The 25,156-nt window shown below is 69.4% G+C and carries 27 protein-coding genes and 1 pseudogene; 14 read left to right on the forward strand and 14 right to left on the reverse strand.

The genetic code is table 11. From position 1 onward, the window contains the following. Positions 1 to 95: 95 nt before the first annotated feature. Positions 96 to 947 (forward strand): NAD-dependent epimerase/dehydratase family protein, encoded by an 852-nt coding sequence (locus FJV46_RS01805; protein ID WP_087031306.1) that lies wholly within the window; start codon positions 96 to 98, stop codon positions 945 to 947. On the opposite strand, the gene FJV46_RS01810 is transcribed toward FJV46_RS01805, so the two are convergent. The 3 genes from FJV46_RS01810 to FJV46_RS01820 all read right to left on the reverse strand — a co-directional run bounded on the left by FJV46_RS01810 (position 934) and on the right by FJV46_RS01820 (position 4,557). Continuing rightward, positions 934 to 2,193 carry a glycosyltransferase 87 family protein gene (locus tag FJV46_RS01810; RefSeq protein ID WP_087031309.1) on the reverse strand — a complete coding sequence of 420 codons (1,260 nt, stop codon included), beginning with the start codon at positions 2,191 to 2,193 and terminating at the stop codon, positions 934 to 936. The genes FJV46_RS01805 and FJV46_RS01810 overlap by 14 nt on opposite strands. Positions 2,194 to 2,324: 131 nt before the next feature. Beyond that, complete coding sequence (locus FJV46_RS01815; protein ID WP_087031313.1) at positions 2,325 to 3,299, reverse strand: D-2-hydroxyacid dehydrogenase; 975 nt, start codon at positions 3,297 to 3,299, stop codon at positions 2,325 to 2,327. After that, the gene (locus FJV46_RS01820; protein WP_126130556.1) at positions 3,292 to 4,557 is read right to left on the reverse strand and encodes an AI-2E family transporter; all 1,266 of its coding nucleotides are present in this window, start codon (positions 4,555 to 4,557) and stop codon (positions 3,292 to 3,294) included. The genes FJV46_RS01815 and FJV46_RS01820 overlap by 8 nt, the downstream gene beginning before the upstream one ends. Before the next feature lie 205 nt (positions 4,558 to 4,762). Here FJV46_RS01820 and FJV46_RS01825 point away from each other — a divergent pair, with 205 nt between their 5' ends. The 4 genes from FJV46_RS01825 (at position 4,763) to FJV46_RS01840 (ending at position 9,300) form a co-directional block, all read left to right on the forward strand. Then, positions 4,763 to 5,737, forward strand: coding sequence for an aldo/keto reductase (locus FJV46_RS01825; protein ID WP_087031318.1), 975 nt, complete (start codon positions 4,763 to 4,765; stop codon positions 5,735 to 5,737). 296 nt (positions 5,738 to 6,033) lie between these two features. Then, positions 6,034 to 7,356, forward strand: coding sequence for an ABC transporter substrate-binding protein (locus tag FJV46_RS01830; protein WP_158250157.1), 1,323 nt, complete (start codon positions 6,034 to 6,036; stop codon positions 7,354 to 7,356). Further along, a complete protein-coding gene (locus FJV46_RS01835; protein ID WP_087031325.1) occupies positions 7,356 to 8,339 on the forward strand; it encodes a carbohydrate ABC transporter permease in 984 nt (327 codons plus the stop codon). The genes FJV46_RS01830 and FJV46_RS01835 overlap by 1 nt, the downstream gene beginning before the upstream one ends. A 46-nt stretch (positions 8,340 to 8,385) precedes the next feature. Next, the gene (locus FJV46_RS01840) at positions 8,386 to 9,300 is read left to right on the forward strand and encodes a carbohydrate ABC transporter permease (RefSeq protein WP_087031328.1); all 915 of its coding nucleotides are present in this window, start codon (positions 8,386 to 8,388) and stop codon (positions 9,298 to 9,300) included. A 52-nt stretch (positions 9,301 to 9,352) separates the two neighbouring features. Here FJV46_RS01840 and FJV46_RS01845 read toward each other — a convergent pair whose 3' ends face one another. Then, entirely contained in the window at positions 9,353 to 10,165 is an 813-nt protein-coding gene (locus FJV46_RS01845) for an SDR family oxidoreductase (RefSeq protein ID WP_087031331.1), read from the reverse strand. A 74-nt stretch (positions 10,166 to 10,239) separates the two neighbouring features. On the opposite strand from FJV46_RS01845, the gene FJV46_RS01850 reads away from it, so the two are divergent. After that, on the forward strand, positions 10,240 to 10,683 hold the full coding sequence (locus FJV46_RS01850) for a hypothetical protein (RefSeq protein WP_087031332.1): 444 nt from the start codon (positions 10,240 to 10,242) through the stop codon (positions 10,681 to 10,683). A 111-nt stretch (positions 10,684 to 10,794) separates the two neighbouring features. After that, a complete protein-coding gene (locus tag FJV46_RS01855) occupies positions 10,795 to 11,025 on the forward strand; it encodes a hypothetical protein (protein ID WP_087031336.1) in 231 nt (76 codons plus the stop codon). Positions 11,026 to 11,028: 3 nt separating this feature from the next. Here the strand turns inward: FJV46_RS01855 and FJV46_RS15290 are convergent, their stop codons facing one another. Next, on the reverse strand, positions 11,029 to 11,184 hold the full coding sequence (locus FJV46_RS15290) for a hypothetical protein (RefSeq protein WP_170212716.1): 156 nt from the start codon (positions 11,182 to 11,184) through the stop codon (positions 11,029 to 11,031). Positions 11,185 to 11,321: 137 nt separating this feature from the next. After that, positions 11,322 to 12,143: a hemerythrin domain-containing protein gene (locus tag FJV46_RS01860; RefSeq protein WP_087031339.1), complete on the reverse strand. Its 822-nt coding sequence runs from the start codon at positions 12,141 to 12,143 to the stop codon at positions 11,322 to 11,324. Positions 12,144 to 12,259: 116 nt separating this feature from the next. Here FJV46_RS01860 and FJV46_RS01865 point away from each other — a divergent pair, with 116 nt between their 5' ends. The 3 genes from FJV46_RS01865 (at position 12,260) to FJV46_RS01875 (ending at position 14,778) form a co-directional block, all read left to right on the forward strand. Continuing rightward, on the forward strand, positions 12,260 to 13,003 hold the full coding sequence (locus tag FJV46_RS01865; RefSeq protein WP_087031342.1) for a DUF429 domain-containing protein: 744 nt from the start codon (positions 12,260 to 12,262) through the stop codon (positions 13,001 to 13,003). 44 nt (positions 13,004 to 13,047) lie between these two features. Continuing rightward, the gene (locus FJV46_RS01870; protein WP_087031346.1) at positions 13,048 to 13,995 is read left to right on the forward strand and encodes a hypothetical protein; all 948 of its coding nucleotides are present in this window, start codon (positions 13,048 to 13,050) and stop codon (positions 13,993 to 13,995) included. 66 nt (positions 13,996 to 14,061) lie between these two features. Then, the gene (locus tag FJV46_RS01875; RefSeq protein WP_140995568.1) at positions 14,062 to 14,778 is read left to right on the forward strand and encodes a GAF and ANTAR domain-containing protein; all 717 of its coding nucleotides are present in this window, start codon (positions 14,062 to 14,064) and stop codon (positions 14,776 to 14,778) included. Positions 14,779 to 14,790: 12 nt separating this feature from the next. On the opposite strand, the gene FJV46_RS01880 is transcribed toward FJV46_RS01875, so the two are convergent. Beyond that, on the reverse strand, positions 14,791 to 15,531 hold the full coding sequence (locus FJV46_RS01880; RefSeq protein ID WP_158250158.1) for a GAF and ANTAR domain-containing protein: 741 nt from the start codon (positions 15,529 to 15,531) through the stop codon (positions 14,791 to 14,793). 282 nt (positions 15,532 to 15,813) lie between these two features. On the opposite strand from FJV46_RS01880, the gene FJV46_RS01885 reads away from it, so the two are divergent. Further along, the gene (locus FJV46_RS01885; RefSeq protein WP_158250159.1) at positions 15,814 to 16,533 is read left to right on the forward strand and encodes a GAF and ANTAR domain-containing protein; all 720 of its coding nucleotides are present in this window, start codon (positions 15,814 to 15,816) and stop codon (positions 16,531 to 16,533) included. Positions 16,534 to 16,553: 20 nt separating this feature from the next. On the opposite strand, the gene FJV46_RS01890 is transcribed toward FJV46_RS01885, so the two are convergent. Further along, positions 16,554 to 17,363, reverse strand: a complete 810-nt coding sequence (locus FJV46_RS01890) for a GAF domain-containing protein (RefSeq protein WP_087031359.1) — start codon at positions 17,361 to 17,363, stop codon at positions 16,554 to 16,556. 300 nt (positions 17,364 to 17,663) lie between these two features. Here FJV46_RS01890 and FJV46_RS01895 point away from each other — a divergent pair, with 300 nt between their 5' ends. After that, positions 17,664 to 17,954: a hypothetical protein gene (locus FJV46_RS01895; RefSeq protein ID WP_087031362.1), complete on the forward strand. Its 291-nt coding sequence runs from the start codon at positions 17,664 to 17,666 to the stop codon at positions 17,952 to 17,954. A gap of 106 nt (positions 17,955 to 18,060) precedes the next feature. Here FJV46_RS01895 and FJV46_RS01900 read toward each other — a convergent pair whose 3' ends face one another. Further along, positions 18,061 to 19,080 (reverse strand): LLM class flavin-dependent oxidoreductase, encoded by a 1,020-nt coding sequence (locus FJV46_RS01900; protein WP_087031961.1) that lies wholly within the window; start codon positions 19,078 to 19,080, stop codon positions 18,061 to 18,063. Positions 19,081 to 19,295: 215 nt separating this feature from the next. After that, complete coding sequence (locus FJV46_RS01905) at positions 19,296 to 19,832, reverse strand: GAF domain-containing protein (protein WP_158250160.1); 537 nt, start codon at positions 19,830 to 19,832, stop codon at positions 19,296 to 19,298. A 470-nt stretch (positions 19,833 to 20,302) separates the two neighbouring features. Here FJV46_RS01905 and FJV46_RS15465 point away from each other — a divergent pair, with 470 nt between their 5' ends. Together FJV46_RS15465 and FJV46_RS15755 are read left to right on the forward strand one after the other, a co-directional pair. Then, complete coding sequence (locus FJV46_RS15465) at positions 20,303 to 20,947, forward strand: hypothetical protein (RefSeq protein WP_232008590.1); 645 nt, start codon at positions 20,303 to 20,305, stop codon at positions 20,945 to 20,947. Between the two features lie 5 nt (positions 20,948 to 20,952). Further along, positions 20,953 to 21,459 (forward strand): annotated as a pseudogene (locus tag FJV46_RS15755) (DUF222 domain-containing protein); the annotation flags it as partial. Between the two features lie 566 nt (positions 21,460 to 22,025). Here FJV46_RS15755 and FJV46_RS15475 read toward each other — a convergent pair. The 4 genes from FJV46_RS15475 to FJV46_RS01925 all read right to left on the reverse strand — a co-directional run bounded on the left by FJV46_RS15475 (position 22,026) and on the right by FJV46_RS01925 (position 25,153). Further along, positions 22,026 to 22,280 (reverse strand): hypothetical protein, encoded by a 255-nt coding sequence (locus FJV46_RS15475; RefSeq protein WP_170212711.1) that lies wholly within the window; start codon positions 22,278 to 22,280, stop codon positions 22,026 to 22,028. A 323-nt stretch (positions 22,281 to 22,603) separates the two neighbouring features. Then, positions 22,604 to 22,999: a universal stress protein gene (locus tag FJV46_RS01915; RefSeq protein WP_087031369.1), complete on the reverse strand. Its 396-nt coding sequence runs from the start codon at positions 22,997 to 22,999 to the stop codon at positions 22,604 to 22,606. Next, complete coding sequence (locus FJV46_RS01920) at positions 22,996 to 24,618, reverse strand: tripartite tricarboxylate transporter permease (RefSeq protein ID WP_087031372.1); 1,623 nt, start codon at positions 24,616 to 24,618, stop codon at positions 22,996 to 22,998. The genes FJV46_RS01915 and FJV46_RS01920 overlap by 4 nt, the downstream gene beginning before the upstream one ends. Further along, positions 24,611 to 25,153: a tripartite tricarboxylate transporter TctB family protein gene (locus FJV46_RS01925; RefSeq protein ID WP_087031374.1), complete on the reverse strand. Its 543-nt coding sequence runs from the start codon at positions 25,151 to 25,153 to the stop codon at positions 24,611 to 24,613. Before FJV46_RS01925 ends, FJV46_RS01920 begins: the two co-directional genes overlap by 8 nt. Between the last annotated feature and the right edge of the window lie 3 nt (positions 25,154 to 25,156).

Below are 25,156 nucleotides of genomic sequence, written 5' to 3' on the forward strand. Positions count from 1 at the left end.
CGTCGCCGCCCGCCAGTCTACGGCGCCGCTCCGGCCCTAGACTGACGGACGGACGTGGCCCGCGGGGCCACCGGCAGCAGGAGGACGGACGGGCGATGACCATACTGATAGCGGGCTGCGGCGATCTCGGCACCGAGGTGGGCCTGCGTTTTGCGGCCCGCGGTGAGCGCGTGGTCGGCTGGCGCCGCTCCCCTGGGCGCCTCCCGGCTGGCATCGAAGGCGTGGCGGCGGACCTCACCCGGTCCCTGCCGCCGGTCCCTGCGGACACCGACGTCGTCGTCATCGCGACCGCCGCGGGCGCCAGGACCGAGGACGCGTACCGCAGCGCCTACGTGGACGCGACCGCCAATGTGCTGGACGCCCTCGAGCGCGACGGCGTCGTGCCGCGCCGCATCCTCTTCGTCTCCTCCACCGCCGTCTACGGGGACGCCGACGGCGCCTGGGTCACGGAGGACTCGCCGGCGGAGAACCCGGCGCCGACCGCGCGGCTGGTCAAGGAGGCCGAGGACGTCCTCCTCGGGCGGACGGACCGTGGAACGGTCCTGCGCCTGTCGGGCATCTACGGCCCGGGGCGCACACGCCTGATCGACCAGGTGACGGGCGGCAGCGCGGCACTGCCACCGCAGGTGCAGTGGACCAACCGCATCCATCGGGACGACGCCGCGGCTGCGATCGTGCACCTCGTCACGGAGGTCCCCACGCCCGAGCGGATCTACCTCGGCAGCGACGAACTGCCCGTCGACCTGGGCGAGGTCCTGCGGTTCCTGGCCGCCGAACTCGATCTGCCGGAGCCGCCCCTCGCGGACGGGTCGGGCGGCCCGGCCCGGGGTGGCGCGCGCCGCGTAGACAGCGGGCGCCTGCGCTCCACCGGCTTCTCGTTCACCTACCCGACCTATCGGGAGGGCTATCGCGCGGTGCTCGCCGGGAAGGGCGTCAGGCACCCGTGACGGACGGCTGCGCCGGCGCGGGGCGACCCCGGACCGCCAGGCGGCCGAGGCGCACCAGGGACCAGACGAAGATGCTCACCACGAGCAGGTTGCGCAGCGTGAGCAGGACGGCGACGGCCGGTTCGAGCTCGTACCGCAGGGCGTCGTAGAACACCGGGTAGACGAGCGTGGTCAGGGCCGCGGTGGCCAGCATCGCCAGGGCCGGGTACCGCCACTCGGCGGCGCTGTCCAGGACCAGGCCCGCCGCGACGACTGCTGCGATCCACAGCATGAACTGCGGAGAGCCCACCTTGTTGAACACCACGAGCGTGGCCACGAGCGCCAGCGATCCGGTGGCGAGCAGGCCGGCCGGTGCAGCCCCGCGGTGGAGGGCGACGGCGAGGAACACGGCCACCGCGGCGACGGTGAGGACCAGGAGCGGCGTCATGAGGTCCCCCACGACCCCGCTCAGCGCGCCGCGCACCTCCATGGTGTTGATCACCTCGTCCTCGAAGAAGTAGGCGCCGGAGGATCCCGTGATCGCCTGCCACACGCCGGGCGTGCTGAGCGGCGCCTCGAGCTGCATTCCGCGGGCGCCCTGGGCGGTGAGGAAGCCCGTGAGGTTCCGGAGGTCACCGAAGGCAGCGACCACGGCGGCGATCCCTGCGGTCAGCGCGACACCCGCGCCGAGGATCCTCAGCCGCCCTCCGCGGACGGCGACGAGCGCGGCGAGCACGACCGCCGCAGGCCAGACCTTCATCCACGTGGCGGCGCTGAGCAGCAGCGAGGCGATGAAGGGGCGCGCGGCGACGAGGAGGATCCCCGTGATGACGAGCGGTGCGGTCAGGCCGTCGATCCTGCCGACGGCTACCGGGCCCAGCAGGGCCGTCGCGGTGAGCCACCAGTACGCCGCGGTGTACGACGACGGCGTGCCGCGCCGCAGCAGTGCCGCCGTCCCGAGGGCGTTGAGCCCGGCGAAAAGCACGAACCACGCCAGCTGGTAGAGGTGGGGACCGAAGGCCGTCGCGAGGACCATCGGGGCGAGCGCCCCGACGGGGTAGACCCACGCCGTGTCGATGCCCTCCCACACGCCGTCGTTCAGGGCGCTGTAGGCCCACTCGCGGTAGAAGCGGATGTCACTGAGCACTCCCCCACCGATGATGAACGGCAGCAGGCGGGCGAGGAAGCCGAGGTGGACCGCCGCGAAGAACAGCCAGACCCAGCGGGAGGTGTTGCGGGTTTCCGGGCGGGGCAGGCGGATGCGCACGGGATTGCTCCTGGTCTGCGGGGGTTGCGGCAGCGCCCAGTCTCCCACCCGCCGAGGGGCCCGCGCCAATCTTCGTTCCCGCCGCCGGGCCCGTGGCGGTGGAGTTCCGGACGTGGCGGAGCCCGGGGAGCCTAGGCCGTTCCGGACGGGACGTACCCGAGGTCCTTGTCGACCACGCCGGGCAGCTGCTCCCCCGCGATCCACAGCAGGAAGTTCCGTTCGAACTGCGCGGCGAGGTCGTCCAGCCAGGAGTCGGCGTTGCTCGCCAGGTGCGGGGTCACGAGCACCGAGGGCAGAGACCACAGCGGGTGCGCGGCGGGCAGGGGTTCGACGGCGAACGTGTCGAGCACGGCCCCGGCCAGCGTGCCCGCGGTGAGTCGCCGGACGAGGGCCTGCTCGTCCAGGAGCCGCCCTCGCCCCGCGTTGACGAGCACCGCGGTGGGTGGCAGGGCATCGATCACCCCCGCGTGCACGAGGTTCTCGGTGGCCGGGGTCAGGGGTGCGAGGAGCACGAGCCAGTCGACGTCGCCGACCAGCCGTTTCAGCGCCGACGACGAATGGACGCGCCCGAAGTCGGCGTCGTGCTCCCGCGCGGTACGGCCCACGCCCTCGACCTGCACGCCCACCGCGCGGAGCAGCCGCGCGGTGTGGCGGCCGATGCTGCCGGTCCCCACGATCAACGCGCGCGTCCCGGCGATGTTCCTGCCCTCCCGCCAGGCCCAAATGCCCTCGTTCTGCCGGTCGCGGAGCGGGCCGAACCCCTTGGCCGCGTGGAGCATCCCGGCGAGCACGTACTCGGCCATCGGCTGGTCGAAGATGCCGTGGGCGTTGGTCACCACGACGTTCGACGCCACCAGCTCCGGGAACAGGAGCCTGTCCACTCCTGCGGCCGCCACGTGCAGCCACCGGAGCGACCCGGCGGCGTGCCACGCCGCGGGCAGGGCTCCCGAGAAATAGTCCCAGAGGTACAGCACGTCGGCGCCGTCGAGCGCCCGGTGGAGCTCGGCGGCCTGCACGGTCCGCACCTCGGCGAGCTCGGCCACCCGCCCGAGGCCACGCACCGGGCGGGACCCCTCGAGAACGGCGACGACCGGCCGCTCAGCCATCGGGCTGCTCGGCGCGGGGTGCCGAGGCAACGCCTGTCTCGGGCCGGTTCTCGATGGAGAGATCGCGCAGGTACCTCAGCACCACGATGGCCACGGCCGTCGCCGGGACCGCGAGGAAGGCCCCGACGATGCCGAAGAGCGTGCCGCCCGCGGTGACCGAGGCGAGGACGACGGCCGGGTGGATCTCGAGCGTCCGACCGACGAGCAGGGGCTGGATGAAGTTGCTCTCGAGCTGCTGCACCAGGATGACGATGCCCAGCACGATCAGCGCCGTCACCCAGCCGTAGGCGAGGAAGGCCACGAGCGTGGCGATGAGTCCGGAGACGACGGCGCCCACCACCGGGATGAACCCGGCGAAGAAGACGAGCACTGCGAGGGGGATGGCGAGCGGGATGTCCAGCAGCACGAGCCCCAGACCGATGAACACGGCGTCCACCATGGCCACCGTGGCCTGAGCGAAGATGTAGGAGGACAGCGTCCGCCAGCTGTTCTCCGCCACCCGCGCCGCGTGCTGGAAGGTGCTCGAGTTGGTCCAGCGTCCGGCCCAGGGCAGGAAGCGGTCGCCGTCCTTGAGGCAGAAGAAGGTGAAGACGAGCGTCAGCACCACGACGATCGTGCCCGAGGTCAGTTCGCTCAGCCCGGCCGTGATGCCGCTGACGATGTTGCCGGCATTCGACTGCAGCTGCTCGAGTCCGGTCGCCACCACGCGGTCGAGGTCCGGTACCTCCAGGTTCAGGGGCGGCCCGGTGACGAAGTCGGTGAGGTCCATGATGTTGTCGCGCGCCAGACCGGACAGCTCCGTGATCCCGCCGGCAATCGAGGGAATGGTCAGGGCACCGATGCCGACTACCGCACCGAGGAACCCGAAGAGCGTGAGCAGGGCCGCGAGGATCTTCGGGAGGATGCGGCGCAGGAGCCTGTTGAGGGGCCAGAGGACGGAGGCGAGGAGGAGCGCGAACAGCGTGGGCAGCACGATCGACCACAGCGCCTTCGTGAGGTACCAGACGATCACGAGCCCGGCGAGGACCACGATGCTGCGTCCGGTCCAGGCGGCGCTCACCCTCAGGCCGTCGGCGAACGCACGGGGACGGAATCGTCGGGCCACGGTGGAGCCGTGCGGCTCGGATGGGTGCGGCTCGGGGGCGTGCGGCTCGGGCGCGTGCGGCTCGGGTGCCTGCGGCGCGGGCTGTCGACGTCGGGGCGGGCGGCGTCGGGGCGGCTGCGGCGTGTCCGGCGGGCCGGCGTCGGGTTCTGTCACATAGCCATCCTGCCCTAGTCGGGAGTGCCGGCCCCGGCAGGATGTGGCCTGCGCGTCGGCGCGATGCGTGATCTCCGCCACCGTGCCCGTCACCCTGAGGTCCGGCACAGCAGGAGCTCCGCGGGGGAAGCGACCCGCCCTTATCGGGGTGGCACTCCCGGGACTAGGGTGGAGAAACATCCCCGACGTCGGCAGAAAGTGACCCATGCGCTCCGTGAAACTCGGCTCCACAGGCCTCGACATCTCCCCGATCGCCCTCGGCTGCATGAGCTACGGCGAGCCGGACCGCGGGAACCACGCGTGGACGCTGCCGGAAGACGAGAGCAGGCCCCTCATCCGGGCAGCCGTCGACGCCGGCATCACGTTCTTCGACACCGCCAACGTCTACTCGGACGGCTCGAGCGAGGAGATCGTGGGCCGTGCGCTGGCCGAGTTCACGCGCCGGGAGGACATCGTCATCGCCACGAAGGTCCACGGGCGCATGCACGAGGGACCCAACGGCGCGGGCCTGTCCCGCAAGGCGATCCTGGCGGAACTCGACAACAGCCTCCGGCGCCTCGGCACGGACTACGTGGATCTCTACCAGATCCACCGATTCGACCCGGCCACTCCGCTCGAGGAGACCCTCGAGGTGCTGCACGACGTCGTGAAGGCCGGCAAGGTGCGCTATCTCGGCGCATCGTCCATGTATGCGTGGCAGTTCTCCAAGGCCCTGTACCTGCAGCGCATCAACGGCTGGACGTCCTTCGTCTCCATGCAGGACCACTACAACCTGATCAACCGCGAGGAGGAGCGCGAGATGTACGGGCTCTGCGCGGACCAGGGTATCGGGGTCCTCCCGTGGAGCCCCCTCGCCCGCGGGAAGCTCACGCGACCGTGGGACGAGACGACCTCGCGCTCCGAGTCCGACCAGTTCGGCAAGACCCTGTACGGGACGCTCGACTCCGACCGCCGCGTCTCGGACGCCGTCGGCGCGGTCGCGGACGATCGCGGCGTCCCGCGGGCGCAGGTGGCCCTCGCCTGGGTGTCACGGAACCCCGTGGTCTCCGCGCCCATCGTCGGCGTCGGGAAGCCGAAGCATCTCGAGGACGCGATCGCATCCCTGGATCTCGAGCTCACCGAAGACGAGGTCCGCGCGCTCGAGGAGCACTACGTCCCGCATCCGCTCGTCGGGTTCTAGCCGGACGCCTGTGCTCCCGCAGCCTCCGATCGGCGGGCAGCCCGATGCCGGCTGACCTCGTCCTGCGGCGCGGGCTGATGTGGCAGTGCTGTCCACCGATCCGGTCGGGGATCCGGTCGGGGATCCGGCCGCGGCCCTGCACGCCACGCGTGTCGATCTGACCGTGGTCGGCGGGCGAGTGGTGTTCGAGCGGACCGGCGCGGGCGCATAGCGCAGCGACCCGTGCCCGACAAGGGGGCGTGTGATGTCGGAGGCGTGTTGTACGTTGTGACCAACTTCACGCGGAAGGCATGACGATGACCATTTCCAGACGGCAGATCCTCGGCGGAGCAGGCTTCCTCGCGGCCGCGGCAGCACTCAACGGCTGCGCCGGTTTCTCGGGCGGTGGTGGCAACGGAGGCGGCGGTGGTGACGGTGGTGACGGTGGTCAGAACACCCTCACCTTCACCACGTGGGGCAGCCCTGCCGAGGAGGAGGGCTTCCGTCGCGGCATCGATGCCTTCAAGGCAGCCAACTCCGGCGTCGACGTCCAACTCAATCTCGTGCCCTACGAGCAGATCTTCACCAACATCGATGCCCAGCTGCAGGCGGGCACCGCGCCGGACCTCTTCCGGGTGGACTACGGCACCATCGGCGCCTACAGCAGCCAGGACCAGCTGCTGGACCTCAGCAGCTACGTCGACACCGCAGCCGCCGAGGAATTCCTCCCTGCCATGTGGCAGGCCGTGCAGTATGACGGGAAGCCCTACGGCGTCCCCCACCAGACGGACACTTCGGCGCTCGTCTACCGCACGGACCTCTTCGAGCAGGCCGGAATCACGAACGTGCCGGACAGCCTTGCCTCCGCCTGGACCTGGGACGAGTTCCGACAGGTGGCCGAACAGCTGCGCGGCTCCATCCCGGGCGATCTCTACCCCTTCGTGTACAACTGGCAACTCGGAGGCTCCACCCGCTGGCTGAGCTGGCTGTTCCAGGCCGGCGGCAGGCTCTTCGACGAGGACCTCACGGGTTCCGCGATCGAGTCCGACGCCGGCAGGAAAGCACTCGAGTTCACGCAGGGCTTCTTCACCGACGGCCTCGTGCCGCCGAGCAGTTCCGTCAAGTCCTCGACCTACGCCGACGATGCCTTCTCGGCCGGCACCACCGCGATGGCCTTCGTCGGCAATTTCGTGCTTCCCGGTCTCGACGAGAACATCACGGACTTCGAGTGGAGCGCCACCTATCTGCCGCGTGACGAACGCGGTGCCTGCGACCTGGGCGGCAACGCCCTCGTGGCCACGAAGAACGCCCGCAACCCCGAGCTGGCGGCGGAGTTCCTGAAGTTCATGACCCGACCGGATCAGATGTCCGACTTCTGCGCGCGCGCCATGGAGCTTCCAACGCTGAACAGCCTGGTCGGTACCGAACTGGACTACCAGACCCGGCCGGACATCGCGGGCATCTTCGTCGAGCAGGCGACCACGCTGGAGCCGTCCGACGTCGAACAGCTCACCTCCCCTGCCATGGCGACCATCAACCCGAAGCTCCGCGACGAGCTCGAGGCCGCCTTCACGCAGGGCCGGCCGGTGGAGGAAACCCTGGCGAACATCGCGGCAGCCGTCGACGAGGCCGCCGGCTGATGTCCGCCGACACCTCGGCGCGCGAGGAGTCGACCGGCGAGGCAGCCGACGAAGGCGGTGACCCGCCGGCCTTCCCGGCGCGGACCTACACCGCCGGTGCCGGCCGGGCACCGGCGCGGCAGCGTTCCACCTGTGCCGCGGCGGGGTTCCTCGGCCCGAACCTGATCCTGCTCGGCGTCTTCCTCTTCCTCCCGCTGGGCTGGGCGCTGCTCATCAGTTTCCAGGAGTCGAACGGTTTCGGGGCGAGCGGCTGGGTGGGGCTCGCGAACTACCAGCGTCTCGTGACGGACCCCACCTTCTGGCAGTCGGCCCTCAACACCGCGGTGTTCACCGTCATCACCGTCCCGTTGAGCCTGGCCCTCGGGCTGGGTCTCGCCGTGCTGATGAACTCCGTACTTCCCGGCCGCCGGATCTTCCGCACCCTGGTCTACCTGCCCATGGTCATCTCGGGGATCGCGACCGCCCTCATGGGCGTGCTGCTGTTCGACGAAGTCACGGGGATCCTCAACAAGCTGCTGCGCGAGGGCGGGCTCGCCACCATCCCCTGGCAGTCGCAGGGCACGGCGGCGTTCGCCTCCATCATCCTGGTGACGCTGTGGATCCGGGTCGGCTTCAACATGGTCATCTACCTCGCCGGGCTCCAGAGCATCTCCCCCGAGCTGTACGAGGCCGCGCGCCTCGAAGGTGCGAGCAGCTGGCAGCAGTTCCGCTACCTCACCGTGCCGCTCGTGGGGCCGTCCACGTTCTTCCTCCTGATCATGAACGTCATCTACTCGTTCCAGGTCTTCGACACGATCTTCGTGATGACCGGCGGGGGGCCCGGGAGGTCGACCTCGGTACTCGTCACCTACGCGTACGAGAACGGCTTCGTGACGAGGGACCAGAGCTACGCAGCGGCCATCGGGATCGTCATCTTCCTGATCACACTGATCTTCACGGCCGTCCAGTGGAAGGGCAACCGATCCCGGGACGATGTCGGGTAGCTCCCTCCAGCACCAGCACCAGCACCAGCACCAGACAAGGAACACGATGGCTCATCCAGTGACAGCCCGGGGTGGCAGTGCGACGGCCTCCGACGGCGGCGACGGCGGGCCCGCCTTCGTGCCCCGCGTGAAGAAGGTGTCCCGCGCCCAGCGCGCCTCGTCGATCGCGCGGCTCGTGACGGCGATCGCGGTGGGCCTCGTGATGATGTTCCCGCTGTACTGGATGATCACCATCGCCTTCTCGCCGAGCTCCGACGTCGTCAACCGTGACCTGAACATCTGGCCGTCCACCTGGACCCTCGAGAACTTCCGCACCATCTTCGACAACTTCCCGGCCGCCACCTGGTTCGGCAATTCCCTGGTCATCACGTCGATCGTCACGGTGCTCACCGTGTCGGTGAACCTGCTCGCCGGCTACGCCTTCGCGAAGCTGGACTTCAAGGGCAAGGGAGCGGTGTTCCTGCTGGTGCTCAGCACGATGATGGTGCCCGTGCAGGTACTCATGGTGGCGCAGTTCCGGCTCGTCACCGAACTCGGTATCTACGGCACCTTCTGGGCCGTCATCTTCCCCTCGGCGGCCTCGGCCTTCGGGATCTTCCTGGCCCGGCAGTTCATCATCGCCATTCCCGACGAGCTGATGGAGGCCGCGAAGATGGACGGCGCGGGAACACTGCGGATCTTCTTCCAGATCGTGCTGCCACTGTGCAAGCCGCTCATCGCCGTCCTGATGCTCCTGACCGTGATGTACCAATGGAACGATTTCGCGTGGCCGCTGATCGCCCTCAAGGACAGTCAGCTCTTCACGCTACCCATCGGCCTGCTGTACCTGCGTGGTCAGTACGGGGCGGACTACGGGGCCATCATGGCCCTGGCACTCATCTCGATCCTGCCGATCGTCGTCATGTTCCTCGCGTTCCAGAAGTACTTCGTGCAAGGGCTGGCTCGCAGCGGTATCCGCTGATGGTCGGGAACCGGCCTTGCCGGACCATTCCGGCAGCGGCCCGGGCTGGCTGTCACCATCGCCGGAATCCTCCCTCGGAACTGAGCACCTGCCCCACCATCCACCGACCCTCGTCGCTCACCAGCCAGGCGATGAGCCGCGCGGGGTCGTCGGGCTCACCGAAACGCCCGCCGGGAAAGTGCGCGAGCACGGCGTCGAGGATCTCGGGAGACCGGTCGGCGGTCGCCGCGTCCAGATAGCCCGTGTTCACCGGCCCGGGGTTGACGGTGTTGAGGAGGATGCCCTGCTCGACCAGGTCGTCGGCGACGGATGCCGTCAGTCCCGCCAGCACCGCCTTCGACGCCGCGTAGGCGATCTCCGTGGGCATGGGCCCCGCGTGCTGCCCGGACGTCATCCAGATGACCCGTCCGCCCTCCCTGCCGTCGTGCTGCTCGGCGAAATACTTCGTCGCCAGGAGGGTGGACCGTGCGTTGACCTGCCAGTGGGCGTCGAGCTCGCGCCACGAGATCTCACCGAGCCTCCCGTCGCTGCCGGACCGCGCATGGTTGCAGACCAGTCCGTCGAGGTGGCCCGACGCCGCGCGCGCCTCCCGGATGAGCTGTTCGGCGCCGTCGGGGTTCGAGAGGTCGATGCTGCCGTGGGCCAGCGAAGCGCCAGGGACCTGACGACGGCGCACGGCGTCCACGACGTCCTCGATGCGATCGGCACCCCACGGTTGCTCCGAGTCGTGCCGGGAGTAGTGGTGCAGGTACAGGGATGCGCCCATGTCCGCGAGACGCGAGGCGACCGCGAACCCGATGCCCCTGCGGCGGCTGACCCCGGTCACGACGACGGTGCGGCCCGACAGCTGATGCGTGGATTCCATGCTCCCAGCCTAGGTTGGTGCGCTTCGCTAGGCTGGGAGAACCACCAGCCCCCCGCGTTCCCGCCAGGAGATCCATGCGCCGACCGCTCGTCCGCCCGCTCGTCCTGGTTGCGGGCGCCCTCGTGCTCCTCGGACTCGCCGGGTGCGCGGGACCCGTGCTCGGGGTGCTCGAGCAGGAACAGACGGAACAGGACCAGCTGACCATCCGCACCGATCTCGACGGCGTTGACCTCGAGAGCACGCGCTTCCTCGCCGAGCGCGACGGCGTGGAGTACTTCGTCGCACGGCCCGTTGCCGGAACGGGCACGGAGGACACCGTCTGCCTGCTCGTCGAGGAGGGTATCGGCGTGGGCCTCGAGTGCGCTCCGCTCACGCGTGGCGAGGTGGGTGCCACCATCCGCGACAGCAGGGTGACCGCGGTGCTGCTGCCGGACGACATCGATCGCAACGACCTGGCCGACGAGGGCTTCGAGCTCCTCCACCCCAATCTGGCCGTGCGTCCGGCCGGCGCCGACTGACGCCACCTGCTCCGGTAGAACCCCGCGTGGCTCCGAAACAGTGGACACGAGCCGTCCCGCCGCGCCTAGCATGGAGCAGGAGTACGAGGCGGACCGGACCGGGAGGGCAGCATGGCGGTAGCAGAGGACGACGGCGGCGAACTGATCGTCGGAGACGTGACGCGGACCCATGGCAGGGCGCTCGCCGTCGGGCTGGCACGCTCGACGGACGAGCACGGGAAGCCGATGATCGGTATCGGGTGGGTGGAGCAGGACCAGCTGCTCGAGATCACGGTCGACGAGGCCACCGCACTGCGGGACGAGCTGACCCGCATCATCGACGACGCAGCAGCGGCAGGCTGACCGTCAGGCCGAGACCTGGGTCTCCCCGACGGTCACGCGGTGGTTCTGCTCGCACTGGAAGACGGCGAGCGTCCCCGCAGGAACCGGCCCTTCGGCGGGCCATTGGTCCTCGGCGACCTCGATCAGGGCGGAACCGCACCTGGGGCATCGTGCGTCCATCGGTTGTCCTCTCTTCCTGGTCGGCGTACTGCGCGCGGACCATCTCTCCGGCCCTGAGGGCCAGTACACACCCCGCCTCCCCCGAGCGCCACCGGTTCGGCCTCGCCGTGCGCACTGGACGGAGCGAGCATCGGGGACTAGCCCGAATCGCGGCGCCGCCTCCGCGCGATCCCGACCACCTCCGCGCGCACCAGGGAGCCCGCTGCGGCAGCGACCAGCGCCGCACCCCAGGATACGGGCGGCCGTCCCGCCACGAGCCGGGTGGAGGAATGCTCTCCTGATCGCATGATCGGCAGCAGTTCGACGGCGTGCGACGCCCCGGCGAGCGCAGAGCTGACACGGTGGAGTGCCGGCACCAGCCGCTCCGGCGCCGACAGCAGGACGCGGTCCAGCACGTCGCGTCCCCGATCCAGCACGGAGAGCGGCAGCGCGGCCACCACGTTGCCCGGCGGCCGCCGGGCCACCACGGGATGGGCACGGGTGGGCGCGACGAGTCGAACGGCTTCCCACAGCACACCGAGCACCTGCAGCTCGCGCCGGGACACACGCTCCTGAAGGCGCGGGAACAGGGCGTCCTCCTCGTCCCGGACGTCGTCGTCGAGCACTTCGCTGAGCCGTCCGAGCACGTCGGCCCGCTCCGGCGTACCGTCGTCGAGGCCCTCGAGCTTCTGCACCAGCTCGTTGACCTCCTGGTGTTCGCGCTCCACCGCGAGGGTGAGCTCCCCTCCGTCCGGGAGGACACGCCGCATCACGGGCCAGAGGACGGATTCCTCGGCGAAGGCGTGCGGGAACACGAGGCGGTAGACGGCGAGGAGCACGGCGGCCTGATCCTCCCCCGTGGTGCCCCTGAGCTGTCCGATGAGCCCGTTCAGCCGCACGTGGTCGCGCTTCTGCCGCACGAGCACGCTGAGCGGCCCGCCGAGCTGGTCGGTGGTCTGGTCTGCGACCGAGGTGTACACGGGGTCCTCTCCTGGATCAAAGATGCAAGGGTCCATCCATCTGACTCCGCGCCCCGCCCCCACCGCACCTGCCGATGCGTGTGGCGGGTACCGCTGCCGCTGCCTATAATCGCCGGATGCTCACAGCCGGAGTGGACCTCGCCGCCGAGACGAAGGGTACGGCCCTCGCCGTCCTCGACTGGTCGGCGGTCCCGGTCACGGTCGACGTCGGCCTGGGGGTGACGGACACCGAGATCGCCGCGGTGGCGCCGACCGTGGGGAAGCTCGGGATCGACTGCGCCTTCGGCTGGCCGGACGACTTCGTCTCCTTCGTCACGCGCCACTCTTCGTGTCAGCGGGTGGAGGCCTCCGGGGACCAGGGACTGGCATGGCGTCGGCGCCTGTCCTACCGTGCCACCGACCGGGCCACGCGCGAGATCACCGGCCGCTGGCCCCTCAGCGTGGCGACGGACCGGCTCGGCCTGACCGCCATGCACTGCGCCGTGCTGCTCGACGAGATCGGCGACGCCCTCGGAGCCCCCGTGGACCGGTCCGGGGGAGGAACGGCCGTCGAGGTCTATCCCTCCGCCACGCTCCGCGGCTGGGGTTTCGGGACGAGGGGCTACAAGAACGACGCCGGCATCCGCGCGGCCCTCCTGGAGTCCCTGCAGGATCGTGCGCCCTGGCTTCGCCTCACGAGCGCGGACCGGGCCCTCCTCGTGTCCTCCGACGACACCTTCGACGCCGTCATCGCGGCGCTCGCGGCCCGGGCCCATGCGCTGGGACTGACCCATCCCGTTCCGGCCGGGTTCCGGGAGCAGGCGCGCCGGGAAGGCTGGATCGCGTTGCCCATGGCACCGTTGGAGGACCTCGCACCCTAGCGGGGCCACCAGACCACCAGACCACCGGGAAGGCGGGGCGCACCGTGGACCTCGAGGACAGGGCCGCAGCCCTCTACGCACTGCCCCTGGACGCCTTCGTCGGAGCGCGGAACGCGGCGGCCAAGGAGGCGACGGCGGCCGGCGAGACGGAACTCGCGCGTGCTCTGAAGGCCCTGCCGAAGCCGTCGTCCGCCGCCTGGCTCGTCAACATGCTGGTGACGCGCAGGCGCGACGAGGTGGAGCAGGTGCTCGAGCTCGGAGCCTCCCTGCGGGAGGCGCAGGACGGTCTCGACCGTGCCCAGCTCCACGCACTCGGTCAGCAGCGGCAGCGGCTCCTCGCCGCCGTCGCCGGTCAGTCGCTCGAGGCCGCGGCGGAGGCAGGGCACGACGTCGGCCGGGCCGCCCTGCCCGGTGTGGAACAGACCCTGCGGGCGGCCCTGGCCGATCCCTCCGCTGCCGGCGCCGTCCTGACGGGGCGGCTCGTGCGGACGCTGGAGGCCACCGGGTGGGACGCCGTCGACCTGGCGGGCGCTGTGGGCGGCCCTCACCCTCCGGAGGCAGACCGGCCGGCGGCGTCTGAGCCGGTGGGCGACGGCGCCCGTCCGGCTGGGGACACCCGCCGGGACGGCGCCCGTTCGGCTGGGGACACCCGCAGGGCAGGCACCCGGACGGCGGAGGAAGCCGCGGAAGTTGAGCGGCTCCGCGACGCCGAGAAGCGCGTCGACGCCGCGCGGACCCGGCGGGAGGACGCGGAGGAAGCCGGCAGGCAGCAGCACCGAGCGGCAGAGCGGCTCCGTGTGCGGCGCGACGGCCTGACGGCGTCGATCGAGGACCTCGAGGAACGGCTCGAAGGTCTGCGGAGGGAACTCGCCGAGGTGGAGTCCGCGTCGGTGAACGGACAGCGGGAGGCGACCGCCGCCGAGGAGACGCTCGAGCGTGCGAGGAAGGAGGAACAGGCGGCCCAGGCGGTCCTCGACGGGCTGGAGCACTGATCGTCCCTGACGACGGCGTAGAGTGACGTGCGTCAGCGCCACCCATCCAAGCCCGAGGGACTCTTCGTGACCGAGCAGGAAGTACTGACAGAGGTCAATGATCAGCTCTTCGCACTGCTGACCGGGGCCGAAGGTTTCCAGGAGTTCCTGGACGAGCTCGCCGTCATGGCCGCACGCAGATTGTCCGTCACCAGCGAGGTCTCGTGCGCCGTCACGCTGGTCCGTCTGAAGAAGGCCGGGACGCTCGCGACCAGCGACGAGCTCGCGCGGACGGCCGACGAGTTCCAGAACCGTTCCCACGAGGGCCCGTGCCTGGAAGCTGCGGAAAGGAGACTGTCCGTCTACTGCGCCGACACCATGACGGACCCGCGCTGGCCCACCTATCTCCGCAAGGTGCGGGCCACTCCCATCCGGTCCATTCTCGGTGTGTCCTTCGCCCTCGGGGACAGCGGTCGCGCCGCGCTCAATCTCTACTCGACAGTGCCCTCCTCCTTCGATCCCGGAGCCATCGCCGCGGCCGAAGCGCTCGCCGAGGCGGCGTCGTCCTCTCTGACCTTTGCTGCGCGGGCGGCGGCCGCGGATGACGAGCGACACGACCTCGAGGCAGCCCTGGAGTCACGCCAGACCATCAATACGGCGATCGGCATCATCATGTTCCAGAACTCCTGCTCCCATGCGGAGGCACTGACCATCCTGCAGCGGGCATCGAACAGCCGGAACCTCAAACTGCGGGTGGTGGCCGAACGGGTGATCACCTCCATCGCCGACGCCGAGAAGCACTGACCCCGGCCCGCGCTAGTCGAAATGCGTGCTGACCGGCGCGTCGACCGTGCTCCTGAGCACGTTCCCCGCGAGATCGCGGAGCTTGAGGTTGCGTGCACTCGACGCCGCCCGCAGGATCTCGATCGCGTCATCCTGACTGCAGCGGTTCTGCGCCATGACGACTCCGGCGGCGAGATCGATGGTGGTCCGTGACTCCATGGCTGCCGTCAGGTTCTCGACCTTCTCCGTCAGCCGTGCCACGCGAAGCGCGAGTTTCAGCGGTGTGGACACGGCGCGTGCGAACTCCTCGGACGCAAGGACGGCGTCCTTCCCGAAGGCACCGGAGTTCCGCGAGAAGTAGGTGACCGTGGCCCGCTCGAGCCCGCCCGTGTCGACGGGAACACTGAGCACCGAACGGATTCCACTGCCTGCCAGCACCGATCGGCACAGAGGGAAGCCGGGATCCATCTCGAGGTCGTCCACCACCACCGTCTTGCGAGACTGCGCCGCCCGGACACCGGGACCGTCGTCGAACCGTTGTTGGAGGTCTGCGAGCCGCCGGGCCGTGCGACTGGACCCGGCCACCGCGGGGTGCCTGCGTGGCCTGAGGAGCGTGACGCTCGCGAGGGTCCTGCACGCCTCCATGCGGGTTATCGAGGACGCGAGTGCCGCAAGACCCTCGAGGAAGGCGCCCAGACCGGTACCCACAACCGCCAGGTCCACCAGGATGTCCCTGATATCGCACGGGGTGTCGAGGACGAGCCGATCGGTCATTGCGCACCACCCCCGGAACGTGCTCCGACGGGGAGCACGACGAACACCAAAGCTGCTTGCTGCTGAACAACTTCCTCCCATGCTAGTCACGGGTCGGCCGGAGGACCAGACGTCACGGAAGCGGGCAACTTCGGCGTAACACTCCGCAACGGCCTCACCGGCGGCCTCCCCCCGGCGCAGCGATTTGCCACCACTCCAGGAGTTGACTATCTTGAACCGGGTCTAGAAGTGGGCGCCGATGACAGCCGGTATGACCGGCGCCAGGACATGTCGAGGCCTCCCGTGGACTCTGAGCCCAATCTCAACGAACTCGCCGTAGTTTTCGGCCGCGTACGCGGCCTTCTCCTCACCGAAGAAACGGTGCAGCACGCCGTCGATCTGCTCGCCGAAGCTGCCCGGGACCTCATCCCCGGCGCCACCGGGGCCGGTGTCTCACTCATCCACCACGGCAGAAGGACGAGTACCGGGGCCACCGACACCCTGGTTCGTCGTGCCGATGAACTCCAGTACGAGCTGTCCGAGGGCCCCTGCCTCAGCGCGTGGTCCACCTCGGCTCCTGTCAGGACCGACGACACGGAGGCGGTGGATCAGCGCTGGCCGCGATGGGCAGCCGCAGCCGCGTCGATGTCCGTACGCTCCTGCCAGAGCGTGCCCCTCATCCAGGGGCGTACCACCATCGGAGCCATGAAGGTCTACTCGACCAGGGCGTACGCCTTCGACGAAGCCACCGAACGGGCACTCCTGCGGTTCGCCGTGCCCGCCGCGGCACTGTTGAGCCATGTCCAGACCACCGAGACACCGCAGCAGATCAGAACCGAACTGACGGCCGCCCTGCAGGTGCGCGACCGCATCGGGATGGCCAAGGGCATCCTGATGGCGCAACTCGGGATCGACGATCGCAGTGCGTTCCGTGAGCTGGTCGCACGCGCGGAGGACGGCGGACGGTCGATCGCGGACATCGCACGCGAGCTGACCGAGGGACCCGGACCGGTGGAGGCCTGAGCCGCTCCCCCGCGCCCGTCTCAGTTCCGCTCCGCGCTCCGGTGGCGTGTCTCCTCCGTATGCCGTGAGCGGGAGATCTCCTGCTGCGCTCGGCGGGCGAAGCGGCGGAACGTGAGCCGCTCGGCTGCAGGGAAGGCGTGCGGGCGCTGGTCGAGGATGCAGAATGCGCCGATGTTCCACCCACCGGGCCCCCTCAGGGGGTGTGCGGCGTAGAAGCGTAGGTACGGCTCCTGCACCACGAGCGGATGGTTCGCGAACCGGGGGTCCCGGCGCGTGTCGGTGATGACGAACGTCGCGGCCGTCCTGATCGCTTCGTCACAGAATGCCTCGCGTCGCGGCGCATGACGGGGCAAGGGACCCCTGGCGGCCTTGAGATACTGGCTGTCCGCGTCGATGAGGGAGACGGTCGCCGAACTGACGTCGAAGGCTGCTCGTGCCTCGCTCACGAGCTCGTCGAGGACGGTCGCCGGGCCCGAGTGCATCAGGCCCGTCGAGGACAGCGACCTGAGCCGCTCGTCCTCTGCTTCCGTATCCGTGAGCAGCCAGGCCGCGGCCGCGCTGATCCGGGGCCCTTCGAGTGCCTGCGCCGCCGGGGTCGTGGCGTACGGCACCATGCTCTCGTGCCGCCTGTCCCACAGCATCTCGTTGATCGCGTGAGCGAGGATATCCCGCTCGAGTTCCGTCAGCGATTCGGCGCCCTGCAGGAACAGCGCGAGGTGAGCCTCGGAGGCGCGCCCGCCATTGCCGCAATAGTGCAGCCAGACCTGACCAGGGGTCAGGCCGCACCGGCTCATCGCCTCGAGCATCAGCCGTCGCTGGGCCTGCTTCACTGCGTCTCCTCGGGCTAGCCACGTGCTCTACCGACGAAAATAGTCAGCATGCTTAGTTCTTGACGCTACCGGACGCACGACCACAACGGAAGCCCGCCTCGGTGCAGGACCCGTCGTTGGCGGGAGATCGCGGACTGATAACTATTCGACGCGCCCCGGTTCCTTCCCGGAGCGGCGGTCTGTCGTTTCCGTGGCCCGGCTGCTTACGCTGGGGCAACGGCGCTCCGGCGCACAACCATTCGCACCGAAGCACAGCCCGTGCTGGAAGGACCGGCGCACACAGCGCCGGTGAGGTCTCCCATGTACTCCGAGAACAACGGTCCGGTACCGGACCTCCGGCTCCTCCGCTCCCTCGAGGACTCACGCGCGCAACTCCTCGACACCATGCTCTCCCTGCGCTGCGACTGCGCGGAGGTGTTCGCGGACTCGCGGCGCAGCGAGGACGAGCGCGACGGCGCCGCGTGGGAACTGGCCCGCGCGGTCGGCGACATCAGGCGGTGCGACGAGGAACTGCACACCCTGCGCGAGCTCTTTCGTCGGCAGGAGAATGGTTCGACGGGACGCCTGATCGGCACCGGCTCGCGTCGGTGACCCTTCCCTGTCAGCACCCGTCCACTTCCGGGTAACAGCCGGTCACGGCTGCATCACAGGATGAAACCCAGGCCCTGACGCGGTGGCACGGACCGACGCCGGCGAGCTACCTGAGGCCGGCTGCCGGTCCAACCAGCGTCACGATGTTCTCGAGAAGCGCCGCATTGAAGTCGACACCGAGCTGGTTCGGTATGGTCACCAGCACCGTGTCCGCGGACTGCACCGCCGCATCAGCGGCGAGCTGCTCCGCCAGGACGTCCGGCGCACCGACGTAGCTCTTGCCGAAGCGTGATCGGGCTCCGTCGAGAATTCCCACCTGATCGTGGGATCCCCGCTGCGCCTGCAGACCGAAGTAGTACTCGTCCGCCTCACTGACGATCGGCAGGATGCTGCGGCTCACGGACACCCGCGGCGTCCCGGCATGCCCTGCCTCTGCCCAGGCCTTGCGGAAAAGATCGATCTGCTCCGCCTGCAGTTCGTCGAAGGGCACGCCCGTATCCTCTGTGAGCAGGGTGGAGCTCATCAGGTTCATGCCCTGCTCCCCTGCCCACCGGGCGGTTGCCCGCGTGCCCGAGCCCCACCAGATGCGCTCGTCCAGTCCGGGCGAGAGCGGATCGATCGACAGGCGATCGGCGCTGCGCGTCATGCGCGGATTCGGATCAGCGACGCCCTGGCCGGCGATGGCGCGCCTGAACAACGCTGCCTTGTCGCGGGCGAGGTCGGCGTCCGTGGACCCCTCGTCCGGCAGGTAGCCGAACGAGCGCGAGCCGTCGAGTGCAGTCTCGGGTGAACCCCGGCTGATGCCCAGTTGCAGCCGACCGTTACTGATGAGATCGGTGACGGCAGCTTCCTCTGCCATGTACAGGGGATTCTCATAGCGCATGTCGATCACGCCGGTGCCCAGCTCGATGGTGCTCGTGCGTGCAGCCATCGCCGCGAGCAGCGGGAACGGCGCAGAGTACTGGGGCGCGAAGTGGTGCACACGCATGTAGGCTCCGTCGACGCCGAGTTCCTCGGCAGCCACCGCCAGCTCGACGGCCTGCACCAACGCCTCACGGGCTGTGGGGACACGCGAGCCCTGCACGTCCTGATAGTGGCCGAAGGACAGGAATCCGATCTTCTTCATGCACGGTGCAGCGCTCGGAGGCGCCTGCGCATTCCCGCGCGCAAGGCCGCTCTCCTGTGCGTCGGGGGCGAGCGCGCCTTCCGCGCGCAGTACCGAGAACGGCCGCGGGATCTGGTGCGTCAGGGGCGCCTGTGCATTCCCGCGCGCAGCGCCGAGCACAGCCGCGTCCCCGGTCCGTCGGGGCTCGTTTCAGCCCGGCGGAACCGCGTCGACCCTTACGCTCCTGTGTTGACCTCGATCTCGGCGAGGGCGGCCAGCCTGCGGAGGTGCCCTCGTTCCTCGGCGCTGAGGTCGCGGGGACTGGTGCCGACGAGGCACAGGCTGCCGACGAACCAGCCGCTGGGCCCGCGGAGCGGCACGCCTGCATAGAAGCGGACAAAGGGGTCCTGCACCACGAAGGGATGGGATCTGAAGCGCGCATCCGTTCGCATGTCCGGCACCACCAGGGTCTCCTCCTGCCCGATGGTGGTGTTGCAGAAGGCCAGCTCGCGGGGGATGTTGCGGGGCAGGTCACCCACGAAGGACTTGAGGAACTGACGGTCCTCGGAGATGAAGGAGATGATCGCCGTGTGAACACCGAAGCGGGTCTGCGCCTCCCGGGTGAGGTGATTGAACCGCTCCTCCTCCGGCGAATCGAGGAGGCCGGTACGGAGCAGGGAGCGGAGGCGTTGGCGCTCCGACTCGCGGCTGGGCGGGACGACCGTCGGCGAGACCGGCGTAGTGGACGCCCCTAGGGGCGAGGGAGAAGGCAAAGCGTGGTTCCGCTCGATGGGTGAGACCAGTTCCCGTTCGTAGCGACGGATACCTCTATCTTGCCTGCTCCACCTCAAGCCCAGGCGGCCTCCGGTGGCCGGACGGCAGAAGCTTTGCCGAACATTTGCAGAAGCATCCGGGGCAGGACGGGCCTTGAGGGGGCGGTAGAACCCGTCCTGCTGGTACTAGGTCGGTTCCCGGGCCTCCGACCGCACGGCAACGGTGGTGTGAGTAATGCCACACCTAGGAGGGGTGCTGAGGGGGCGGCTGGCGCTCGCTGATGAGATCCAGAGGACCAATCGAAGCCGACCAAGGTCCACCGTGCGGGAGCGGCGGGACCTGGAGTGATGATGGGGCTCCTCGTCCTGCACCATATTCGACCGATGGCGGACGACACGCCCTGTCCGAGTTGTCCACATAGCACATCACCGTACGTATGTACGAATTCAGGACGAGGACAATAGTACGTATGAACGACCAATCGGATGCAGCCTACGACGTCCTCACCCAGGGAGGACGACCCTGCGGTGAGGCCCGGGTTGATGCCGCACGAGTGCGGTCCTGGATCCACTCGCTGGCGCAGGAACTCTTCCCGTTCGCGTCTGCCCGCCCGATCGGCGGAGAGACGGGGGCGATGGTGGAGCCGCTGTCGGCCCCCGTTGATCCGCACAGTTTCTCGCAGCCCATGACCGCGCTGTCCGGGCAGCCAAGCGCCGCCGCCCTGGCACAGGACTCCTCATGCCGCGGGTGCGCCGATGGCTACCGCGGGGGTCAGCGAAAGAGTCCCGAAGCACGGGCCCGAGTGAGCTCCTGCGTACGTCCGGCCGAGAGCTCCGACCCCTGCCTGAGGGAGAACTCCGGTGCACATCCGAACGAGAGCGAGGAGCAGGCGCTCATCTCGCAGTTGACGGCTCTCGAAGATCTCAAGTCTGCGATCGCGGCAGCTCAGGTGCGGGTGGCGATGGCACTGGACACCTCGAGGCGCCGTGCAGAGGCTGCAGCCGGCCTCCCCGCCGAGCAGCGTGGACGCGGCGTCGCAGCCGAGATAGCCCTGGCTCGGCGGAATCTCCCCATCAGGGCTCTCGGCTCCTCGGCCTGGCCCGCACACTCGTGACGGACATGCCCCATACGCTGGCTGCGCTGCAGTCCGGGCTGCTGAGTGAGTGGAGGGCGACAGTCCTCGTCCGCGAGACGATCTGCCTCGAGTCCGTGAACAGGCAGGCGGTGGACAGTGAACTGTCCGCCGACACCGGCGCGCTCGACGGCGTGGGGACCCAGCGCCTGAAGAACAGCGCCCGCACGATCGCGTATCGGCTGGAGCCCAGTGCCGCTGTAGCGAGGGCTCGCAAGGCAGCAGGTGAGCGGCACGTGAGCTGCCGGCCGGCGCCTGACACGATGGCCTATCTCACCGCCCTGCTGCCCGCCGCTCAGGCTGTCGGCGCGCTGGCAGCCCTGTCCCGTCACGCCGACGCGCAGATCGGCACGGGCACCGGTGGGGGCCGGGGGCGGGGGCAGATCATGGCGGACACCCTTGTGGAGCGTGTGACCGGGTCCGAGCAGGGCTACGGCCGCGTCGACGTCCACTTGGTCATGACCGACCGCACCTTCCTCGCGGCCGACAGCGAGGCCGCTGACCTCTCCGGCTATGGGCCTGTTCCGGCCCAGTACGCAAGGGATCTTCTGACCGCCAGGGGCACCGCGCACCGAGAGGCTGTCCCGTCACCCTCGGGAGCTCCCGCACAGCCGTTCCGTGAAGCGTGGGCACCGGCGAACCAGGGTCACCGCGATGTTGCACCGGGAGCGGACCGTAAGGCCGAGGCCGCGTCGGTCCTACCGAGCGGGCCGGGCACAGACAACCACCGGACGCAGTGGGGCGTGTGGCTGCGAAGGCTGTACACCGCCCCCGAAACCGGGCGACTGGTAGCGATGGACTCTCGTGCCCGGCTTTTCCCTCCCGGCCTCCGGAGGTTCATCGCGATACGGGACACCACGTGCCGAACACCGTACTGCGATGCCCCCATCAGACACTTCGACCACATCGTGCCGTGGCGCATCTCTGCGTCGACCAGCGCCGACGGCGGTCAGGGTCTGTGCCAGACCTGCAATAACGTGAAGGAAGCCCCGGGATGGTCCAGCAGGGCCTGTCCCTCGGGGAGACATGCGGTCGAAGTACGGACACCAACCGGCCACACCTATATCTCCATCGCCCCACCGCTTCCCGGAACGACCGCCGTGAGTTTGCTTGATTGGACGTCCGGGCTGGAGGCGGTCGTGAACGAGGCACCATCCACCTGCGGCGTGATCGATCGGGGCATCTTCCGACCCTCGTCGAAACCCAGGTCCATGTCGATGCCCGAGGCCACGCCCGTGCCCGGGTCCGGGTCCGGGTCCGGGCTGGTCTCCAGGTCCGGGCCGGTCTCCAGGCCCGGGCCGGTCTCCAGGTCCATGCAGTGGAGCTCACCGCCGAAGCCCGACGTATTGCTGAAACCGTGACGAACCGCCGAAGCGTGAGGTACCGCTCGTCGAAGCCTCGAACCTCAGCGCCACGACGCGGGTCCGGACCGCTGCACGGCAGATTCATCCCGCCCGTGGGAATCGCTCGGAGCGGGGCTCGAGGTAGTGCCCGCCTCGACACCTCGCTGAGCCACCGCGGGACGCGTCCTGCCCCGCCCACGAAGTCCTGCGGTCGACTCGCGAACGCGCAGATGGGCCGCACCTGGTGGCACGGCCCATCCTCGAAACACGTCAATCGCCGTCGTCGGCGCAGCCGTCAGGGCAGCTTGACCGCCAACACGTTGCAGCGTGCCGAGAGCAGGATGGTCTGCGCCGTCGAGCCCATGATCAGTTTGCCCACGGGCGTGCGGTGGCGCAGGCCGATGACGATCAACTCGGCGTCGAGCTCTTGCGCGACATCGACAACCTCCTCGGCGGCCGTCGCCTCGGAGATGCTGTGCCTGATCGAATAGGCCACCCCCGTCGACCGGAGCATTCCTTCGAGCTTCGAGACGTCGGCGTCGTCGGCGTAGGCCGGATTGACGAGGCGGTCCGCACGCGTGGTGTTGATGACCACGAGCTCGGCATCACGCCGTCGCGCCTCCTCCACAGCCTGCGCGACGGCGGCCTCGCCCAGGGCATTGGGCACGTAGCCCACCACGATGCTGCTCATCGGTCGGTGTCCTCTCGGGAGTCGGGGGTACGCGGCGCCGTCGGGACGACGGCGGTCTCCGGCTCGGCGGCCGACGCGCGGACGACGTCGGGAGCGTCCGCGTTCTCAGCCACCATCGACTCGAACTGACGCTGCCGGCGCTTGAGGAACATGGACAGGGCGAAGATCACGATGAGGACCACGTAGATGGTCGCGGCGACCGGCGACTGCACCAGCGCCACGGGGTCTCCTTGCGAGATCGCGAGGGACCGCCGCAGCTGGCTCTCGAAGATCGGCCCCAGGATGAGGCCCACCACCATCGGCGCGATCGGGTAGCCGAAGCGGCGCATGAAGAACCCGAGGATGCCGACGATCAGCAGGATGATCACGTCGATCGGGGTGAAGTTCACCGAGAAGGCGCCCAGCACGGCGAACACCAGGATGCCCGCGTACAGGTAGGGCCGCGGGATCTGGAGGATCTTGACCCAGATGCCGACGAGGGGCAGGTTGAGCACCAGCAGCATCAGGTTACCGACGTACAGGCTCGCGATGAGTGCCCACACCAGCGCACTGTTCGACTCGAAGAGCTGCGGGCCCACGGGTATCTGGTACCGCTGGAACGCGACGAGCATCATGGCTGCGGTGGCCGTCGTCGGGATGCCGAGCGTCAGCAGCGGCACGAGCACGCCGGCGGCCGCTGCGTTGTTGGCCGCCTCCGGACCGGCGACGCCCTCGATGGCGCCCTTGCCGAACTGCTTCTTGTTCTCGCCCTTCGCGAGCTTGCGCTCCGAGGCGTAGGACAGGAAGGTCGCGACGTCGGCCCCGCCCGCCGGGATGGTCCCGACCGGGAAGCCGATGAAGGTACCGCGCAGCCAGGGCCGCCAGGAACGGCGGAGATCGTCCTTGCGCAGCCAGCTCGTCCAGCCGCCCGTCACGGGGATCACCTTGATGGGACCGTGGCGAAGGCGGGACCCGACGTACAGTGCCTCGCCGACCGCGAACAGCGCCACCGCCACGAGGACGACGTCGATCCCATCCGCAAGGAAGGGGCTGCCGAAGGTGTAACGCTGCTGCGCCGTGAGGGAGTCGAAGCCGACCAGTGCGATGAACAGTCCGAGGCCGAGCGATGCGAGGCCGCGGAGCACGGACGATCCCAGCAGGGCGCCGACCGTGAGGAACGCGACCACCATGAGGGCCACGTACTCCACGGGACCGATCTGCACGGCGAAGGCCGCCACGTATGGCGCCACGAAGCTCAGCAGCACGGTGGCGATGGTGCCGGCCACGAACGAGCCGACGGCCGCGGTGGCCAGTGCCGCCGCTCCCCTGCCGGCCTTCGCCATCTTGTTGCCCTCGAGGGCCGTGACGATCGACGCCGATTCCCCGGGAGTGTTCAGCAGGATCGACGTCGTCGACCCGCCGTACATACCGCCGTAGTAGATACCGGCGAAGACGATGATCGCCGCTGTCGGCTCCAGGCTGTAGGTGATGGGCATGAGCAGGGCCACGGTCATGGCTGGACCGATACCCGGCAGCACACCGACGGCGGTGCCGACCAGCACGCCGCCGAGCGCGTAGAGCAGGTACATGGGTTGCATCGCCGTGGCGAAGCCCTCCATGAGCAGGAAGAAGTTATCCACCGAAAACACCGAGCCCTTCGAGGAAGCCGGGAGGGAGGGAGACCCCGAGCAACCCGCCGAAGACGAACTGCAGGACGAGCGCCAGGACGATCGCGATGACGAGGTTCCGCCACCAGGGACGGGCTCCGAGTGACCAGGCGGCACCGAAGAAGAGGATCGCCGCCGCGATCGGCCACCCGAGCGGCACGATCAGGAAGGCGTGCAGCAGGACGAACCCGGCGAGCTTGACGACGGTCAGCCAGTCGGTCGTCGCGTCGAGGTCCACGTCCTCTCCCTCGTCTGCCGCCCCGCGCCGGCCGCGGAGGACCTGGAGAACCAGGCCAGCGCCGACCACCACGAGCATGGCGGACACTGCGAACGGGAAGGCGCGGGGGCCGATGTCGCTGGCCGACGGCGGCGTCTGGATACCCGCGCCCGCCACGAATCCGACGACGCCGAGGCTGACGATCAGGAGCGCGAAGATCAGCTCACCGATCGGCTTACCGGGAGCGGCGGCCGTGCCGCTCCCGGGCGCGTTCTGGACAGAGGTACTCATGGC

Origin of the sequence: Arthrobacter agilis, assembly GCF_006494655.1 — a bacterium.
GTDB lineage: Bacteria > Actinomycetota > Actinomycetes > Actinomycetales > Micrococcaceae > Arthrobacter_D > Arthrobacter_D agilis.

Bases quoted from the DNA above. Each gene is read 5' to 3' on its own strand.
- FJV46_RS01805 (WP_087031306.1), top strand. From the start codon at position 96: ATGACCATACTGATAGCGGGCTGCGGCGATCTCGGCACCGAGGTGGGC.
- FJV46_RS01815 (WP_087031313.1), bottom strand. From the start codon at position 3,299: ATGGCTGAGCGGCCGGTCGTCGCCGTTCTCGAGGGGTCCCGCCCGGTG.
- FJV46_RS01825 (WP_087031318.1), top strand. From the start codon at position 4,763: ATGCGCTCCGTGAAACTCGGCTCCACAGGCCTCGACATCTCCCCGATC.
- FJV46_RS01830 (WP_158250157.1), top strand. From the start codon at position 6,034: ATGACCATTTCCAGACGGCAGATCCTCGGCGGAGCAGGCTTCCTCGCG.
- FJV46_RS01835 (WP_087031325.1), top strand. From the start codon at position 7,356: ATGTCCGCCGACACCTCGGCGCGCGAGGAGTCGACCGGCGAGGCAGCC.
- FJV46_RS01840 (WP_087031328.1), top strand. From the start codon at position 8,386: ATGGCTCATCCAGTGACAGCCCGGGGTGGCAGTGCGACGGCCTCCGAC.
- FJV46_RS01845 (WP_087031331.1), bottom strand. From the start codon at position 10,165: ATGGAATCCACGCATCAGCTGTCGGGCCGCACCGTCGTCGTGACCGGG.
- FJV46_RS01850 (WP_087031332.1), top strand. From the start codon at position 10,240: ATGCGCCGACCGCTCGTCCGCCCGCTCGTCCTGGTTGCGGGCGCCCTC.
- FJV46_RS01855 (WP_087031336.1), top strand. From the start codon at position 10,795: ATGGCGGTAGCAGAGGACGACGGCGGCGAACTGATCGTCGGAGACGTG.
- FJV46_RS15290 (WP_170212716.1), bottom strand. From the start codon at position 11,184: ATGGACGCACGATGCCCCAGGTGCGGTTCCGCCCTGATCGAGGTCGCC.
- FJV46_RS01865 (WP_087031342.1), top strand. From the start codon at position 12,260: ATGCTCACAGCCGGAGTGGACCTCGCCGCCGAGACGAAGGGTACGGCC.
- FJV46_RS01880 (WP_158250158.1), bottom strand. From the start codon at position 15,531: ATGACCGATCGGCTCGTCCTCGACACCCCGTGCGATATCAGGGACATC.
- FJV46_RS01895 (WP_087031362.1), top strand. From the start codon at position 17,664: ATGTACTCCGAGAACAACGGTCCGGTACCGGACCTCCGGCTCCTCCGC.
- FJV46_RS01900 (WP_087031961.1), bottom strand. From the start codon at position 19,080: ATGAAGAAGATCGGATTCCTGTCCTTCGGCCACTATCAGGACGTGCAG.
- FJV46_RS15465 (WP_232008590.1), top strand. From the start codon at position 20,303: ATGAACGACCAATCGGATGCAGCCTACGACGTCCTCACCCAGGGAGGA.
- FJV46_RS15475 (WP_170212711.1), bottom strand. From the start codon at position 22,280: ATGGACCTGGAGACCGGCCCGGGCCTGGAGACCGGCCCGGACCTGGAG.
- FJV46_RS01915 (WP_087031369.1), bottom strand. From the start codon at position 22,999: ATGAGCAGCATCGTGGTGGGCTACGTGCCCAATGCCCTGGGCGAGGCC.
- FJV46_RS01925 (WP_087031374.1), bottom strand. From the start codon at position 25,153: ATGAGTACCTCTGTCCAGAACGCGCCCGGGAGCGGCACGGCCGCCGCT.